The sequence below is a fragment of the Pedobacter puniceum genome, assembly GCF_009674685.1.
In the GTDB taxonomy this organism is placed as follows: Bacteria; Bacteroidota; Bacteroidia; order Sphingobacteriales; family Sphingobacteriaceae; genus Pseudopedobacter; species Pseudopedobacter puniceum.
Genome location: NZ_WKJI01000002.1, coordinates 579832 through 596599, shown reverse-complemented (window position 1 = coordinate 596599; position 16768 = coordinate 579832). Strand labels below are relative to the sequence as shown.

Here is a 16768-nt window from a genome sequence, read left to right as displayed (position 1 = left end):
GCTAGCAAGTATTAGATAAAATGGAGCAGGATAACACTTCACAAAGCAAGGAAAAATCTCTTTATTATACGGGTGAAGCCAAATTTTCTCCGGTGCCTTTAACGGTTAGCTCTCCGGTAATTAAACCTATTGATAAAAATAAGTTAAGAGCAAATGCTGTTGAGTCTATGCATATGCAGGCCAATCAGCAAATTACCATGTTGCGCAAACAGGCAGAATTGATTATGCAGCAAGTTAAAGATATTGAGGAACGTCTAAAAATATCTGAATTAATTTACACTGCCGAAATGAAGTTTAAGCCTGTTATTGGGCAATTATACCATCTTTATCAGAAAGAGGATAATACCTTTTTGGTGAGCATGATAGCGCCAGCAGAATGGGGCAGATCTAAAACCTTTAAGAAGTTTGTTTCTACTGTTAAGCTTTTAGCTGACCATACTTGGGAGGTTTTGGATAAATCATCTCTTAATTTTGATGACTTTGAAGAAGCCACGCCATTAAATCAGGATGTTTAAATTGATATTTTAAATCCTTGACCAATTTATCTGGGTTAATGATTTTAAACTTTCCTTTCTCTTCTACAAAGTCTGCTTTGGTGTTATTGTAAATAGTTGAGGCTAAACTGTAGAACTCTTTTTTTGTTGGATGACTTGGAGCCGCAGCGTGTATAGTTTGCCCCCAATAATCTTGCTTGATAACTTCTTCAATAATACCGATACAATCATCTAAATGAATCAGATTAACAGGTATTAAACCGTCAGGGATTTGAGTTTTACCACCAAAAAATCTTCCAGGATGACGGTTAGGCCCAATTAAGCCGGCCATTCTTACTACAGTGGTTTTGATTTTGTGATTATTTCTGAAAATTTCTTCTGCCAGAAACAGTCGTTGTGACGATGGATTTTTGCTGAGAGAACTGTCCTCAAATACTACATTATTATTTTCTTCATAAACAGAAGTTGAGGAAACAAAAATTACTTTTTGGATATTGCTTTGGTTGATGTAAGTATTCAATCTAGCTAATTTATGTGGATAATCATCCGCATTGATATGATTTCTGCCTGGCGGGACGTTAATTATGAGTATCTCATTATCTAAAAATTCCATCAACTCTGTTTCATTAGACAAGTCATCCAATTGTATCAAAAATGATACAATAGATTGTCTGCTAATTTCTTCAAGTTTATCTGGCTTAGTAGTAGAACCTTTTACTAATTTACCTGAACCGACAAGGGCTTTACCCAAAGGCATACCTAACCATCCGCAACCTAAAATACTTATCATCAAATTAATTTTTTATTTTTGGCATTCGCTTTGACAAACATCACTATAAATATCAAAATAAATAATATGAAAACTTCAAGATTAAAAATATCTGTTTTAGGATTGGCTTTTGCTATTGGTGCAACTACTATTTTACCTGGATGTGATTCTTTAACTAATACACAAAAAGGTGCTGGTATTGGTGCAGCTGCTGGTGGTACTATTGGTGCTTTAATTGGTAACAAAGCTGGTAATACAGCTGTTGGTGCTATTATTGGTGGTGCATTAGGTGGTACAGCAGGAGCTTTTATTGGTAGAAAAATGGATAGACAAGCAAAAGAATTAGAGCAATCTATCCCTGGAGCTGAGGTTATACCAGCAGGTGAGGGTATTATCGTTAAATTTGATTCTGGTTTATTATTTGAATTTGGTAAATCAACTTTATCTACTGCAGCTAAACAAAACATAGATAATTTAGCAGCTTCTTTAAACAAATATCCTGATACAGATATTATGATTATTGGCCATACAGACGCTATTGGTTCTGATGCAGTAAACGATAGATTATCTTTAGAAAGAGCAAATGCAGTTAGATCTTATGCAGTTTCTAAAGGTGTAAGCACAGGTCGTTTAAAATCTAGTGGTAAAGGTAAAAATGAGCCTATTGCTTCTAACGAAACAGAAGAAGGAAGATCACAAAACAGACGTGTAGAAATTGTTATTGTTGCCAACGAAGCTATGAAAGCAGAAGCTAAAGCAACTACCAATAATTAATAAATTTTTATTCGTTATAGAGAGAAGCACTTGCCTTAAGCAGGTGCTTTTTTTATGCCATAACAGTAAGCATATTCAATACTGGAAGAGCTAAAGGGCGCTCACCATGGATTTGATAAAATTGTCCTGCTTCCTCTGGCTGAATACCTTTAGAGAATAATAACCAAGCTATTTGTTGGTCTATATAAATAAGTGCATCCGCTTGTTGGTTATTTTTATCAAAAGCCCAAAACCTCTTATCTTTTTTAATGGTCCAACGCTTGCCAGCAGGGCCTACAATTTCCACAGCTACACTTTTACCAATTTCTGCATTTATTTTTTGATAAGTATAAGGTAAAGCTTCCATGATAATTTCTAGATATGGGGAGTAGAATTTTGGATCTAAGAGCTCTTGATTATTAAAAGCAAAGCGTATTTGTTGCTGATGTAACCATCTTTCAGAATATTCTCGGGCAATATCAAACCAATTTTCTGAATGTGATTTCCCTGCCCAAGTAACAGGAAACAGGGCCATATCAAAGGGATCTAAAGTTTCAAAATAAGCCAGCAAATCATCTTGATATTTACTTATGAGTTCTATTAAAATATTAGGACTTAGTCTTCTTGATGCTGTAACCCATTCTTTATTTAGGTTATTGATATGAGCTATTAGCTCTTCATAAGTGGCGAATTCGTGTTGTAAATATTGGTATTCATCTCTCCCAAGAGATAACCTTCTGATGCTAGTGTCTAATAGGTGAGCCGCAATGTCTTTCACTGTCCAACCTTTACAAACGGTAGCTCTTTGCCAATCTTTTTCATTCAACTGTTTAAGAAAGTCTATTAGAGCTAAGTTTAAAGGTTGATATAGATGCAGGAAATCGGTCATATGCCGAAAGATAATAAATACTATAATTAAGCCATAAAAAAATGGCTGCCTTTTTAAAAAAAGACAGCCATTTCACTAAATCATATTTATTATCTGCTTGGTCTTCCAGATCTAGAGCTATTTTCTGAGTTACCTCTGCTACTTCCTCTCTCACTACTTCCACTTGATGATCTTGAAGGAGAAGGACTTGGTGCAGAAGGTCTTTCTACTCTTTGAGGAGCAGACGGAGCTCTTTCTGAGCCAGAAGATCTTCTACTATTATCTCCTGAAGGGTAACTTCTGTTCTCTGTTGGTGTAGAAGATGGTCTTTCTCTTTCTACACGCTCTGGCCTGTTGTTATAATCTGGTCTAGATGGTGCTGTTTCTGGTCTATCAGAAGTGCTAGGTCTTTCCATACGCTCTGGTCTGCCATTATAATCTGGTCTAGATGGAGCATTGTTAACATCAGGTCTAGATGGCGCATTGCTTCTCTCAACACGCTCTGGTCTGCTACTGTTATTAGAATTAGAACCTCTTTCTTCTACGTTTCTGTTTATTTCTTCTCTTCCAGTACTACCGCTACTACGTTCTGGTCTGGCGTTGCTTTCATTTCTATCTACAACTCTATTATCATTAGAAGAAGGTCTTGTGCCAGCTTCTGTTCTTGATGGCCTAGAAGAATTATTTGCAATAGCTCTTGGTGCTGCATCTTTTCTTACTTCTACTTGTGGGCGGTAAACATTTACAGTTCCTCTTTCTACCCTAGCAGAACTTGGTCTATTTGTATCGTTAACTTTATATACCGTTACATTTTGTCTGGTGGCCCTTCTTACATCTTCAACTCTAGGGCCACTATTGTACCTAACATTCCTGTTTACAACATAAACATTGTTTATAATAGTGGTATTTCTGATAATCACAACATTTCTTCTTGGCTCCCAATATCTATAGTAAGAAGGGTAATAGATACATCTTTGAGGGATAAAAACCCAATAATGGTCTGGATAATATCTTCTTCCTATATTGATATTTACAGATATTCTTGGTCCCAAAGGCGCCCATCCATAATAGCCACCACCAGTTCTCCATTCTACCCAAGCTGGTCCCCATTCTGTATCGGGTAACCATATCCATCCATCATAGCTGTCGTAAAACCAGCGTCCGTAATGGAAAGGAGCCCAACCCCATTCATAATCAGAAACCCAAGTATTGCCATATTCTGTCATTACCCATCGTCCATTGGTATAATAAGGTCTAAAATCTCTTCCAACATTTGGTCGCCAAACGTAGCCGTATTCTTGGTTATTTATCCAATCTCCATGATAAGAAAGCTCATCATAAAAGGTTTGTAAACTAACACTTCTACCTTGTGCTTGGCTGGTGTTAGCATTTACGATTAGGAATAAGATGCTTATCCCCAAAACTGATAAAGATTTTTTTAATCTGTTCATGGTACATTTTCCTTTCCATTTTTTTACGGAATTATTTATAAAACGTTATCAAGAAAGCTTTTTATACAAGCGTCAAATAATTTAACGGTTACTATACTACCGTTTATAATAGTAAGACGCATAAGAGATAAAAAGGTGTCAAGAAAAATTAGATTTTTTATTTGCCTATTTCCTTTGTTAAAATCACGTACTTTGCGGTATGACAAAAGGCACATTATATCTTATCCCGGTTGTTATGGCAGAAAATGCTGTTGCAAAGTCTTTAACTCCTTTCTTGGTTGATACCATAAATGCTATAGATGAATACATTGTAGAAAACGAGAAAACAGCCAGAAGGTGTTTAAAAGAAGCGGGCTTGAAAACGCCACAGAGTGATTTAATTATTCATGATTACGGAAAACATAACCGTGAAGGCAGCTTAAAACCTTATTTCAAAGGTTTAGAACAAGGTAAAAATGTAGGTTTAATGAGTGAAGCTGGTTGCCCAGGTATTGCAGACCCTGGGGCAGAAATTATTGCCGAAGCGCATAAAAGAAATATAAACGTTGTACCCTTGGTAGGCCCAAGCTCTTTATTATTAGCCCTGATGGCATCGGGCTTTAACGGACAAAGTTTTGCTTTCCAAGGATATTTACCTATTGATAAAATGGCCAGAGCTAAAAAGATTAAAGATTTGGAAGGCTTTGCAGAGCGTTTTAAACAAACACAGCTTTTTATTGAAACGCCTTTTAGAAATAACCCTATGTTAGAAGAGATTTTAAGAACATGTAGGCCAGATACTTTGTTATGTATAGCAAGTAATTTAACTGCTGAAGATGAGTTTGTAAAGACAAAATCTATTGGCGATTGGCGGAAAGAGGCACCTGATTTGCATAAAAAGCCTACCATATTCTTATTATACAGAACAAAATAATGTTTAAACCCGATACAGATGTAAGCATTTACGGCATCAATATACCTGCTTTGTTTTTGGCTGTTGCCTTGAGTTATAATGGTGTATCGGTTTTTATATGGGCAGAGCAAGACAAGCCAGATGATTTTCCGGAGGAGTTAATTTTTGATAATTATATTGGACATTTTTTAAAGCAGTTTGGATATCAGATAAAAGATAATGCAGGTATCATTACTGTTTCAGGCTTTTTCGAACAGAGCTTAAAATTATTGGCAGGGAGGGTTTGTCCAGTAGTTTGGAAATCATCCGAGAAGGAAAGAGAAGAGTATCTTACTGCAACATTAACCCTTCAAAAAACATCCAAAATTAATCCTTTAGTGTATAAAGCAGAGGCTTTACTTTTAAATAATAACCTTGATTTAAGCTTTAGAAATATCTTATTGTTAGGCTGGCGAATGAGTGGTTTGATAAATGGTACGCTAAATCAAAAGACACTTTTAACAGCTGAATTAGAAAAAACATTATTGCAAGAACAATGGGAGCAAAAGGTATTTAAACAGTCGGCTTTTAAAAGGCTGTTGGCTAAAATTCATCAGCCTAAGGCAAAAGTTTATCAATTAATTGATGCTAAAATAAACCTCCATTTAAGTCAGGACAGAAGTTTAGAAGCCGGAGAACTTCTCCCTGATTTTAAATTTTATGATGAAAAAGCTCAGGTAGATATCCAATTACATCAATGGACAAATTACCAGTATTTTTCGGTTATACTTTTTGGTTATTTATCACAGCCAAATTTGTTTACTGTTTCCCGCTGGATGCAGTTAAACTATCCGGTAAAACTTTATTATTTACCACCTAGCGAGAGAAACGAGCCCATATTTGAATTTATGGGCATAAAACCCGATACGAAACGGACCTTTATTGTAAGACCAGATTTGTATTTAGGCCTTATTCATGACACCATTGATATTGAGGTGATAGATAATTACCTTAAAAACGTTTTAGGGATGAAAGTTAACCAGGAAAAAAGAGATGCATCTGATGCTTCAATTTTATAGTTACTAAGTGGTAGAACATACATTACCTGAGTCTACTCTTACGTTTATCCTACGTTACTCTTACGTTAAACTTATATTTGATTTATGATGGTAAACAGGATGTTAGTTCTTACGCTTCATTTATGTTTTTCCAACATTTCTCTTTATCACTAGCAAACATAGCTTCTATAACCTTCATATTGTTTACAGCATCTTCTAAAGGTGTAGGTACATTTGTATTGTCTAAAATAGCTTTAGAAAAAGCATCAAACTGTAAAGTATATTGGTTGGTGATGTCAAAGAAAACGTCTTTTTGTTCATCAGCCTTGAAAAGGCTTATTTTAGCAGGCTCTAAAGGTTTGGCATTAAAAGGTATTTCTATTTCTATGCGACCTAAATCTCCAATAATATTTACCCTTTGGTAAGGTACCAATTGGGTAGAACAGGTGAAGCTTGATACGCCATTGGCAAACTGCATCATTCCTGATGATATGATGTCGGTTTTCATTACTAGGTCATAATCAATATTAGAAACCACGTTTAAAGGCTCTGCATCAAATAAAAATCGCGAAAGCGAAATGCAATAGCAACCAATATCCATCAATCCGCCACCACCAATTTCTGCTTGATTGCGAATGTTCTGTGGGTCTACATTATAATAAGAGAAAAAAGATTGGATAACTTTCAAATCGCCTATCCACTTTTGGTTTACCAACTCTTTTGCATGTATCCATTGCGGGTGAAACCTATACATAAAGCCTTCCATGACTTTTAGATGAGGATATTTTTTAGCAGCTTCTAAAAGAATTTGGGCTTCTTTACTCGATAATCCGATAGGTTTTTCACACAAAACATGTTTGCCTGCTTCTAAGCATTTTATGCTCCATTCTACATGCAAATGGTTGGGTAATGGGATGTAAATGGCATCTATATCAGCATCATTTAACAGTTCTTCATAAGTGCCATAAGCTTTTTCAATACCTAAAAGTGTGGCTGCTTTTTGTGCCTGAGCTAAATTTCTAGAACAAATAGCATCAACCTGAGTGAAGTTACAGTCTTTAAGAGCAGGTAAAACCCTATCGGTAGCAATTTTTGCAGTGCTTAAAATGCCCCATCTAACTTTTTGTGTCATTTTGTTTTTCTTTAGGTTTATCCATGTATAGTTTCGCTTTTTCCGTAGCTTTTGATGATGACGCCCTCATAATCTAACCATTCTTGCCAACGTTTATCTACATCAATACCTTTTCCGTATTTTCTGGCTAAGCCGATGAAAAGCGTATAATGTGTAGCCTCAGAAATCATCAATTCATGGTAAAAAGCAGCTAGTTCTTTATCTGTAACATGTTCTGAGAGTACTTTAAAACGCTCGCAACTTCTGGCTTCTATCATCGCGGCAAGCAAAAGACGGTCAACCATATTTTCTGTTCTTTGATTTTCGCCTCCGCCTTTTTTCAAGAATTTCATAAGCTCGTTAACGTAATTGTCTTTACGCTCTTTGCCAAAAGTATAACCTCTTTTAATGATGATATCATGCACACGCTTAAAATGGTCCATTTCTTCTTTCACCAATTCTGCCATTTCTTGTACCAATTCCGGCACATTAGGGTTTTGGATAATGAGGGTAATAGCATTGGTAGCTGCCTTTTGTTCGCAGTAGGCGTGGTCTGTTAGAATTTCTTCGATATTACTTTCTACCACATTTTTTACCCAAAATGGGTCTGTTGGTAATTGTAATTTAAACATGGTTTTATCGCTCATAGCAGAAAATTAAGCTATTTATATAAACTTTTACTCTCTATAAACTCTAATACTTCTTCTGGTAAGAAATACTGTACATTTTTATGTTCTTTAATGGCTTTTCTAATAAAAGTAGAGGAGATTTCCATTAAAGGAGTTTGGGTAATGGTTACTGATGGATGATGGCTAAGTTCTTCATCAAGATAACCTGGTCTTGGATAAACATAAATGTGATAATCTCTTAAAATAAGCTCATAATTTTTCCATTTCTTGAGACTTTTCAGATTATCTGCACCCATAATCAACACAAAATCATGTTCTGGATAAAGGTCTTTTAAGTGCGTAAGTGTATCTATGGTATAAGATGGCTGCGGTAGTTTAAGTTCAATATCGCTTACGCTGATATTCTCGCTCTTCTCGGTAGCTATTTTAGCCATTTCTAGCCTATCATAAACCTGAATAAGGTCTTTTTTATCTTTTAAAGGATTATGAGGAGAAACTACTAGCCAAACTTTATCTAAAGAAGTATGGTTGGCCATATAATTGGCAATAACTAAATGCCCAGTATGGATAGGGTTATAAGAGCCAAAAAATAAACCAATTTTCATTGTTTTAATTTAACTGTTTATAAAGTTAGCAATCAACTCTTCTGCTTCTTTACAAGCAGTATCTAAATCGTGATTTTTTAGGATCACATCAAATTTAGAAGCGTAGTCAAGCTCTTTTTCTGCTTTTTTTATGCGTTCTGCAAGTTTTTCTTCAGAGTCTGTGCCTCTGCCGGTTAACCTTTCTATTAAAACATCTAAAGATGGTGGCTGTACAAAAATAGCTAAAGCATCATCACCAAACTTTTTCTTTAATCTTAAACCACCTTCAACATCAATATCAAAAATTACATGCTTATCCTCATCCCAAATTCTTTGGATTTCGCTTTTTAAAGTGCCATAAAAAGTTCCGATATAAACCTCCTCAAACTCTACAAACTCATGCTTAGCCACACGGTGTAAAAACTCTTCATTACTGATGAAATAATAATCTCTGTTATTTACCTCATCGCCTCTTAATTGCCTGGTAGTTGCCGATATAGAAAAGGAAATTTTATCAGGAAATTTATTCAGCAAATGATGAACGATAGTGGTTTTGCCTGCTCCAGATGGTGCCGAAAATATAATGAGTTTGCCTTGTTTCATTTTTTAAGCTAAATGCTTAAAGCTAAATGCTTAAAGCTTTGTGCCTTAAGCTTAAAGCTTTGTGCCTTATAATACGTTTAACAGTTGTTCTTTAATTTTCTCTAATTCTTCTTTCATGCTCACCACGTTTCTTTGGATATTAGCATCATTAGCTTTAGAGCCCATGGTATTAATTTCTCTGCCTATTTCTTGCGAGATAAAACCTAACTTTTTACCATTAGCATCTTTATCTTTTAAAGTTTTGATAAAATAATCGCAGTGGCTTCTCAGCCTTACTTTTTCTTCTGTGATGTCAAACTTATCTATATAATAGATGATTTCTTGCTCTAACCTGTTGTTATCGATGTTTTCTTTACCAACAGCATCGGCTAAATAAGTATTTAATCTTTCTTTAAAAACTGGTACGCGGTTAGGTTCATCCACCTCAACTTTTTGCAAAAGCGTGAGAATATTTTCGATACGTAAAATCAAATCTTTTTCTAAAACTTCACCTTCGTCTGCTCTAAATTTTTTAAAATTCTCTAAAGCAGTCTGAAAAGTTGCTAAAACCTGGTTCCATTCTTCTTCAGAAACAGCATTCTCATCATATTTTACCACTTCGGGTAGGTTGATAGCCAGGCTTAACAAGTTGTTGGTATTTTCACCTAGTTCTAAAGCGGTATTTTTAAGCTCTTGATAATAATATTTCAATAAATCTTGGTTGATGGTGGCTGCTTTAGCACCAGCATTATTACTTTCTATATTGATAGAAAGCATCACTTTACCTCTTTCTATCTGCTTATTGCACTCGTTTCTTAGGAAAAATTCTTTTTCAGAATAGGCTTTAGGGAGTTTCAGGTTAAGCTCTAGAAACTTACTATTAAGAGACTTAATTTCTACGGTGTATTTTCCGCTGTCCAGATCTTTAGTTGCCGATCCGTAACCAGTCATTGATTTTAACATTTGCAAAGATAAAAATTAATCTATTAAATGGATGTGGCTTTTCTATATCCTACAAATGTTAAAAAAGCTAAAATATAGGGTGCTTAAAGAAGTTAATCTTAAATTTAAGGTCTATGAGGTATCTGCTATTTTTCTACTTATGCTTTACGCTTCTGCCTAGGTCTTATGGGCAAGAGCAGTTTGTTCTTAAAGGTGTTGTTTTTAGCGATTTAAACAAGCAAAGATTACCTTATGTAAATATCATCAACCAAAGAACGCAAGTCAATATAAAAAGTGATGAATGGGGTGTTTTTGCCATCCCGGCACAAATAGGCGATACTATTTTGATCCAGAAAGAAGGTTTTCAGGAGTTTAGTAAAAACATCAGCGCCAAGCAAAATTTGGTAGTGTATTTAAAAGGTGTTATTAAGTTAGAAGAAGTGGTGGTAACACAGCCTTCAAAAAAAGCCGACCAAAAAGAGGTTTTAGATGATTTTAGAAGCAAAGGCGTTTATTTTAATGGTAGTCCGCCTTTGTTGTTTTCTATTTTTCATCCTTTAACAGCCATACACGAGCTTTTAAGTAAAGATGCTAATAACGCACAAAGGTTTGTCAATTATATCAGCAGAGAAAATGCCGAAAGTGCTGTAGATAGGAAGTTTAATAAATGGCTAATTATGAAACATATTCCTATTAAGGATGAAGATGTAGCAGAGTTCATGTTCTTATACCGACCGAAACCCAATCAAGTAACCTATTGGAATGATTATGATGTGATTAAGTATATTAAGGATTCTTATCAAAAATATCTTAAGGAGTATAAAAAGTAGTTTTTTTAAAAGAAATCCATAAAGCTAAGTTTAGCTACTAACTATTCACTTTAATATCACCCAAATGTTCTACATCTTTTAAATCATAAGGTGTTTCTTGGTATACAAAATAGTTTAACCAATTATTGAAAAGCAAATTGGCATGGCTGGTCCAGCATACTAAAGGTGGGTTTTTAGGGTTATTGGCCACATAATAATTTTCTGGCATGGCTATATCCAAACCTTTTTTAACATCTCTTTTATATTCTTCATGCAAGGTTAAAGGCGCATATTCAGAATGGCCGGTGAGGTAAAACTCGCGTCCGCCTCTGGAAGAAATGATAGCTACACCAGCATCTGCAGATTCAGATAGGATGCTAACCCCTTCTTTATTGGCAATATCCTCTTTTCGCATGGTGGTATGGCGACTGTGAGGGATAAAAAATTCATCGTCAAAACCTCTAAACAAAGGGTTGGTTTTTTCTGTAGCGCTATGTTTATAAACACCAAATAGCTTTTTATCTAATGCAATTTTCTCTACTCCGTAAAAATGGTAGAGTGCCGCTTGAGATGCCCAACAGATATATAAAGTTGAGGTTACGTGTTTTCTGGCCCAATCAAATATGGTGGTAATTTCTTTCCAATAGGTTACTTCTTCAAATTTAAGCATCTCTACTGGCGCACCTGTAATGATCATCCCATCATAAAAATTTTCCTTGATATCGGTAAAAACTTTATAAAACATTTCAAGATGTTGTTCTGATGTATTTTTAGATTTATGCGAATCTAGCCTTAAGAAAGTTACTTCTACTTGTAAGGCATTGTTAGAAAGTAACCTAACAAAATCTGTTTCAGCAGTAATTTTTATAGGCATTAAGTTAAGAATGAGTACACGCATAGGACGGATATCCTGTGTATTGGCTCTTAAATCATTAATCACAAATATATTTTCCTTTTTCAGGATTTCTATTGCTGGCAGATTATTTGGAATCTTTACGGGCATATACTATTTAGCTTTTCTGCTTATTGAGCGCCAAAAATAGCAAGATTAAACAGGAACTTAAAAATTAAAACAGTTTATGACATCAAAGAGAGATGAAATAACAAGAAGCTTAGATAGCTAATAGTTCGCAAGTTTTTTCGGCAGCTAATTTTTCGGCACTTTTCTTATTAAAATCTATACCAGTAGCCATAGGTTCGTTATCAATAAGCACTTGTATAGAGAAAAGTTTTGCATTATCTCCCTCTTGGTTGGGTATAAGTTCAAAAACAATATCCTTAGAGTGTCTTTGGCACCACTCTATCAATTTACTTTTGAAATTAGTTTCGGTTTGTTCTAAGGTGTGTATATCAATATGAGGCTTGATAATCCTTTGGATAAGAAAATCTTTGGTGAAATTATAACCTTTATCTAAATAAACGGCTCCAACTAAAGCTTCAAAGGCATCGCCCAATAAAGAACTTTGTTTTGAGGTAATGTTTACGGTAGTAGGGTCAAATTCTATCAGCTCGTTAAAGCCTAATTTTTTACCCAATTGGTTTAAATTTACCCTGCTTACAATTTTAGAGCGCATTTCTGTAAGAAAGCCTTCTTCTTTATAAGGGTACATTTTAAAAAGCACTTCGGCAACAACAGCTCCTAAAATGGCATCACCTAAAAATTCTAACCTTTCATTACTGTTTTTTCCGCCACGTTTAATGCCTAAAGCAATAGATCTGTGCCTGAAAGCCATCTTGTATAAAGAAAGGTTTCCGGGCACAAATCCTAATAAATTCTTTAGCGCCTTAACGTATTTACGGTCAGGAGAAAGGTGTAATTTATAGATTCTTGATAAGGGCATTTATTTAAGCGCTGTACGTATTCATGAATGTATAGATTTACAGAAACGCAACAGTTTTAAATAACTAATCCTCGTACTTTTTAAAGATTACCGATGCGTTATGTCCACCAAAGCCAAAAGTATTACTTAATGCAGCTCTTACTTCTCTTTTCTGAGCTTTATTGAAGGTAAAATTCAGCTTAGGATCAAAAGCAGGATCATCTGTAAAATGATTGATTGTTGGAGGTACTATGCCATGCTTAATTGCTAAAATAGAAGCTATAGACTCTACCGCACCAGCAGCACCTAATAAGTGGCCAGTCATAGATTTTGTTGAACTAATATTCAGTTTATAAGCATCTTCACCAAAAAGACTTCCAATAGCTTTTGTTTCGCTAATATCGCCTAGTGGAGTTGATGTTCCGTGAACATTAATATAATCAATATCTGCAGTGGTTAAGCCAGCATCGTCTAATGCACCTTGCATTACTAATTTTGCGCCAAGCCCTTCTGGGTGTGGTGCAGTAATGTGGTTTGCATCGGCGCTCATGCCGCCACCAACTATTTCAGCATAAATTTTGGCACCTCTTGCTTTTGCATGTTCTAAACTTTCTAAAATGATAGTTCCAGAACCTTCACCAGCAACAAAACCTTCTCTGTCTAAATCAAACGGACGAGAAGCAGTTTGTGGGTCGTCATTTCTGGTAGAAAGTGCATGCATGGCATTAAATCCGCCTATACCAGCTTCATTAATGATAGCTTCAGAGCCACCAGAAACAATAATATCTGCTTTATTTAACCTGATGTAGTTAAAAGCATCTATTAAAGCATTGGTAGAAGAAGCACATGCAGAAACGCATGCGAAGTTAGGACCTCTTAAACCGTATTTGATAGAGATATGCCCTGCGGCAATATCAATAATCATTTTAGGGATAAAAAAAGGATTTAATCTTGGTGTTCCGTCGCCTTTTGCAAAATCAGTAATTTCGTCTAAAAAAGTTTTTAAACCACCAATACCAGCACCCCAGATTACTCCAATTCTGTTGGTATTTAGTTTTTCAAAATCTAATCCAGCGTCTTTTACAGCTTCGTCAGTAGAGACTAATGCATACTGCACAAACGGATCTAATTTGCGGGCTTCTTTCTTGTCGAGATAATTTTCAGCGACAAAATTCTTCAGCTCACAAGCAAATTTTGTCTTGAACTTCTCTGTGTCAAAACGAGTAATAGGAGCGGCACCGCTTACTCCGTTGATTAAACCGTTCCAATATTCTTCAACGGTATTACCAATCGGGGTAAGCGCACCTAGTCCTGTTACAACAACTCTCTTTAGCTCCATCTATTAGGTTAAGAGTTAAATTACTTTACATTTTTTTCCAAGTAAGCGATAGCCTGACCAACTGTACTGATGGTTTCAGCCTGATCGTCTGGGATAGCCACGTTAAACTCTTTTTCAAATTCCATGATTAGTTCAACAGTGTCTAACGAGTCAGCACCAAGATCGTTGGTGAAAGATGCCTCTGGTGTTACCTCATTCTCGTCAACACCTAATTTTTCAACGATGATTGCTTTTACTCTTGAAGCGATATCAGACATAATACTCTATTTTAATGGTTAATTAATTCTGTGCAAAGAAAAATAAATTCTATTAAATATCAAACCTTTTTGTTTTTCCTCTAATTTTGACAAAAAGTAGGCCGGTTTATTTAAGGTTCTGAGGGCTAAATTAAACTTTATTATATTGAATAAGAAATTTTTAAAGCTAGAACTTGATTTTGATTTCATCTTAATCTCCATTACGTCTCCGTTAAAAGACTACAGACTTTGCTATCATATCAATAAAAACTTACAATTCGACTTTATAAAAATAGATGATTTAGAGATTACTTATGCAGGCGCTGATACAAAGTATTATTCTCGTTACTTGTATTACATAGAAGAAGTTACACCTGAATACTACTTGATTGCCAACAAGGGTTTAGGTGGATATTTAGTGCCAGAACTTAAAGAAACAGACTATTTTGTATTGATTAAAGAGTTTATTGATGATGAAGATTTGGATTTTTTTCTTGAAGGATTAAAGAAAATTGAGGACATTCAAGCTGCCGTAGAAGTAAATCCAAAGAAATTGAAATCTAAGGAAAATCTTATTTTTTAGCAGATGGATTTGAGTTCGTGTAAAAAATACACTACTTTTGAATTGGAATCTTTTTGTAGATTCATAAAATAATTAGACCAAAAACTCAGAATAAAATATATGAAACTATCATGATTTTGCTGATTATTTCTAGGGATATCATCTAAATCATGAATGCTTCATCACTAATAAAAATTAAAAAAAGCAAATGAAAATTGTTCAAAAAAGAACCAAAATCGTAGCAACTTTAGGCCCGGCTACTTCAAATAAAGACGTTTTATTATCATTAATTAAAGCCGGTGTTGATGTTTGTAGATTAAATTTCTCTCATGGTAAAGCAGAAGATCACCAAAAAGTGATTGATATCATCAGAGAAATCAATCAAAAATACAAAACCAATGTTGGTATCTTGGCAGATTTACAAGGTCCAAAAATTAGAATTGGCTTAGTAAAAGATGGCGGTATCAACCTGATTAACGGTACACAAATAAAAATTACTACTAATGAGTGTATTGGTGATGATAACCAAATTTACATCACTTATGAAACCTTCCCTCAGGATGTAAAAGCAGGAGAAATTATCTTATTAGATGATGGTAAACTGCAAATGCGTGTGGTAGAAACTAATAGAAAAGATACTGTTATTTGTGAGGTTTTACACGGTGGTATTCTAACCAGCAGAAAAGGTGTAAACCTTCCAAACACTAAAGTTTCTATCCCTTCTTTAACAGAAGAGGATTTGGTAAACCTTGATTTTGCTTTAGCAAATGATGTAGAGTGGATAGGTTTATCTTTCGTAAGAAAAGCAGAAGATATTATAGATTTAAAGCGTATTATTAGTAGAAGTGGTAAAAGCTCTAGAGTAATTGCTAAAATTGAGAAGCCAGAAGCTATTGATAACATAGATGCTATTATTGAAGTTACAGATGGTGTGATGGTTGCTCGTGGAGATTTAGGTGTTGAAATGCCTATGGAGGAAGTTCCGGTATTACAGAAAATGATTGCTCAAAAATGTAATAAAGCATCAAAACCTGTAATTGTAGCTACACAGATGTTAGAGAGTATGATTACTACGCCTCGCCCAACTAGAGCTGAGGTGAATGATGTTGCAAACTCTGTTTTAGATGGTGCAGATGCAGTAATGTTGAGTGGTGAGACCTCTGTAGGCGAGTTTCCATTAATCGTTATCGAGACGATGAGTAAAATCATCAACCATGTTGAAAATACTTCTTATCCTTATTACAAAAACAAAGATTTAGACGAAAGTTGCCCAACTTATATGGCTGATGCAGTTTGTAGCTCTGCTGTGTTTTTAGCAGATAAAACCAATGCAGAAGGTATTGTTGCGATGACATCTTCTGGTTATACTGCCTTCCAGATTTCTAGTCACAGACCAAAAGCAGGTACTTATATTTTTACGTCAAACCGTAATTTGTTAAACACCCTAAGTCTACTTTGGGGAGTAAGAGGTTTCTATTACGATAAGTTTGATAGTACCGATACCACCATTAGTGAGGTTAACAAAATCTTAAAAGCAGAGAAGTTAATTGAGTCTGGCGATATCATCATCAACACAGCATCTATCCCGATTGAGAAAAAAGGAAAAACGAATATGATTAAAGTGAATGTTATTGATTAATAAATAAGAGTTTATATAAAGAAAAACCCAGTCGAAAAAGCTGGGTTTTTTTGTTTAAATATGACGTGAATCATGTATAAAGTACACTTATGTTTTTCTCTAATCAATTTTTATGAAAAAGTCATATAAAAAAGAAAAATTTTAGTTTTCCACACTGCTAAGTATCTTGATATCAGTGTTTTTGTTGCAAAAAAAAGTCGTAGGTAAAATTTATAAATCTGGCTGTGGAAAACTCAAAACCGATTATTTAT

The 16768-nt window shown here is 34.9% G+C and carries 19 protein-coding genes; 7 read left to right on the top strand and 12 right to left on the bottom strand.

The features are described 5' to 3' along the window. Positions 1-20: 20 nt before the first annotated feature. Positions 21-515: a DUF2452 domain-containing protein gene (locus GJJ64_RS09240; RefSeq protein ID WP_154287512.1), complete on the top strand. Its 495-nt coding sequence runs from the start codon at positions 21-23 to the stop codon at positions 513-515. Here GJJ64_RS09240 and GJJ64_RS09235 read toward each other — a convergent pair. Further along, a complete protein-coding gene (locus GJJ64_RS09235) occupies positions 466-1284 on the bottom strand; it encodes a Rossmann-fold NAD(P)-binding domain-containing protein (RefSeq protein ID WP_154287511.1) in 819 nt (272 codons plus the stop codon). The genes GJJ64_RS09240 and GJJ64_RS09235 overlap by 50 nt on opposite strands. Before the next feature lie 66 nt (positions 1285-1350). On the opposite strand from GJJ64_RS09235, the gene GJJ64_RS09230 reads away from it, so the two are divergent. Further along, positions 1351-2037 carry an OmpA family protein gene (locus tag GJJ64_RS09230; protein WP_154287510.1) on the top strand — a complete coding sequence of 229 codons (687 nt, stop codon included), beginning with the start codon at positions 1351-1353 and terminating at the stop codon, positions 2035-2037. A 52-nt stretch (positions 2038-2089) separates the two neighbouring features. Here the strand turns inward: GJJ64_RS09230 and GJJ64_RS09225 are convergent, their stop codons facing one another. Beyond that, positions 2090-2905 (bottom strand): maleylpyruvate isomerase N-terminal domain-containing protein, encoded by an 816-nt coding sequence (locus GJJ64_RS09225; protein ID WP_154287509.1) that lies wholly within the window; start codon positions 2903-2905, stop codon positions 2090-2092. An 89-nt stretch (positions 2906-2994) separates the two neighbouring features. Continuing rightward, entirely contained in the window at positions 2995-4335 is a 1341-nt protein-coding gene (locus GJJ64_RS09220; RefSeq protein ID WP_154287508.1) for a DUF6600 domain-containing protein, read from the bottom strand. Positions 4336-4534: 199 nt separating this feature from the next. Between GJJ64_RS09220 and GJJ64_RS09215 the strand changes: the two genes are divergently transcribed. Continuing rightward, entirely contained in the window at positions 4535-5248 is a 714-nt protein-coding gene (locus tag GJJ64_RS09215) for an SAM-dependent methyltransferase (RefSeq protein WP_154287507.1), read from the top strand. Then, complete coding sequence (locus GJJ64_RS09210; RefSeq protein ID WP_154287506.1) at positions 5248-6285, top strand: hypothetical protein; 1038 nt, start codon at positions 5248-5250, stop codon at positions 6283-6285. Before GJJ64_RS09215 ends, GJJ64_RS09210 begins: the two co-directional genes overlap by 1 nt. Before the next feature lie 109 nt (positions 6286-6394). Here GJJ64_RS09210 and GJJ64_RS09205 read toward each other — a convergent pair whose 3' ends face one another. From GJJ64_RS09205 to GJJ64_RS09185, 5 genes are all read right to left on the bottom strand, one after another. After that, complete coding sequence (locus GJJ64_RS09205) at positions 6395-7396, bottom strand: Gfo/Idh/MocA family protein (RefSeq protein ID WP_154287505.1); 1002 nt, start codon at positions 7394-7396, stop codon at positions 6395-6397. Positions 7397-7413: 17 nt separating this feature from the next. Continuing rightward, positions 7414-8022 carry a tRNA-(ms[2]io[6]A)-hydroxylase gene (gene miaE / locus GJJ64_RS09200; RefSeq protein WP_229655501.1) on the bottom strand — a complete coding sequence of 203 codons (609 nt, stop codon included), beginning with the start codon at positions 8020-8022 and terminating at the stop codon, positions 7414-7416. Between the two features lie 14 nt (positions 8023-8036). Beyond that, a complete protein-coding gene (nadD, locus tag GJJ64_RS09195; protein ID WP_154287504.1) occupies positions 8037-8609 on the bottom strand; it encodes a nicotinate (nicotinamide) nucleotide adenylyltransferase in 573 nt (190 codons plus the stop codon). A 9-nt stretch (positions 8610-8618) separates the two neighbouring features. Next, positions 8619-9191: a guanylate kinase gene (gene gmk, locus GJJ64_RS09190; RefSeq protein ID WP_154287503.1), complete on the bottom strand. Its 573-nt coding sequence runs from the start codon at positions 9189-9191 to the stop codon at positions 8619-8621. 66 nt (positions 9192-9257) lie between these two features. Further along, positions 9258-10121 carry a YicC/YloC family endoribonuclease gene (locus tag GJJ64_RS09185; RefSeq protein WP_149075455.1) on the bottom strand — a complete coding sequence of 288 codons (864 nt, stop codon included), beginning with the start codon at positions 10119-10121 and terminating at the stop codon, positions 9258-9260. 125 nt (positions 10122-10246) lie between these two features. Here GJJ64_RS09185 and GJJ64_RS09180 point away from each other — a divergent pair, with 125 nt between their 5' ends. Continuing rightward, positions 10247-10942 carry a peptidase associated/transthyretin-like domain-containing protein gene (locus GJJ64_RS09180; protein WP_154287502.1) on the top strand — a complete coding sequence of 232 codons (696 nt, stop codon included), beginning with the start codon at positions 10247-10249 and terminating at the stop codon, positions 10940-10942. A 37-nt stretch (positions 10943-10979) separates the two neighbouring features. Here the strand turns inward: GJJ64_RS09180 and metA are convergent, their stop codons facing one another. From metA to GJJ64_RS09160, 4 genes are all read right to left on the bottom strand, one after another. Then, complete coding sequence (gene metA, locus GJJ64_RS09175; RefSeq protein ID WP_154287501.1) at positions 10980-11924, bottom strand: homoserine O-acetyltransferase MetA; 945 nt, start codon at positions 11922-11924, stop codon at positions 10980-10982. A 109-nt stretch (positions 11925-12033) separates the two neighbouring features. Continuing rightward, positions 12034-12762 (bottom strand): ribonuclease III, encoded by a 729-nt coding sequence (gene rnc, locus GJJ64_RS09170; RefSeq protein WP_026905283.1) that lies wholly within the window; start codon positions 12760-12762, stop codon positions 12034-12036. A gap of 64 nt (positions 12763-12826) precedes the next feature. Then, entirely contained in the window at positions 12827-14080 is a 1254-nt protein-coding gene (gene fabF / locus GJJ64_RS09165) for a beta-ketoacyl-ACP synthase II (RefSeq protein WP_026905282.1), read from the bottom strand. 20 nt (positions 14081-14100) lie between these two features. After that, positions 14101-14337: an acyl carrier protein gene (locus GJJ64_RS09160; RefSeq protein ID WP_026905281.1), complete on the bottom strand. Its 237-nt coding sequence runs from the start codon at positions 14335-14337 to the stop codon at positions 14101-14103. Between the two features lie 145 nt (positions 14338-14482). Between GJJ64_RS09160 and GJJ64_RS09155 the strand changes: the two genes are divergently transcribed. Both GJJ64_RS09155 and pyk read left to right on the top strand, forming a co-directional pair. Beyond that, a complete protein-coding gene (locus GJJ64_RS09155) occupies positions 14483-14899 on the top strand; it encodes an IPExxxVDY family protein (protein ID WP_154287500.1) in 417 nt (138 codons plus the stop codon). 187 nt (positions 14900-15086) lie between these two features. Further along, positions 15087-16517: a pyruvate kinase gene (gene pyk, locus GJJ64_RS09150; RefSeq protein WP_154287499.1), complete on the top strand. Its 1431-nt coding sequence runs from the start codon at positions 15087-15089 to the stop codon at positions 16515-16517. The last annotated feature ends 251 nt before the right edge of the window (positions 16518-16768 follow it).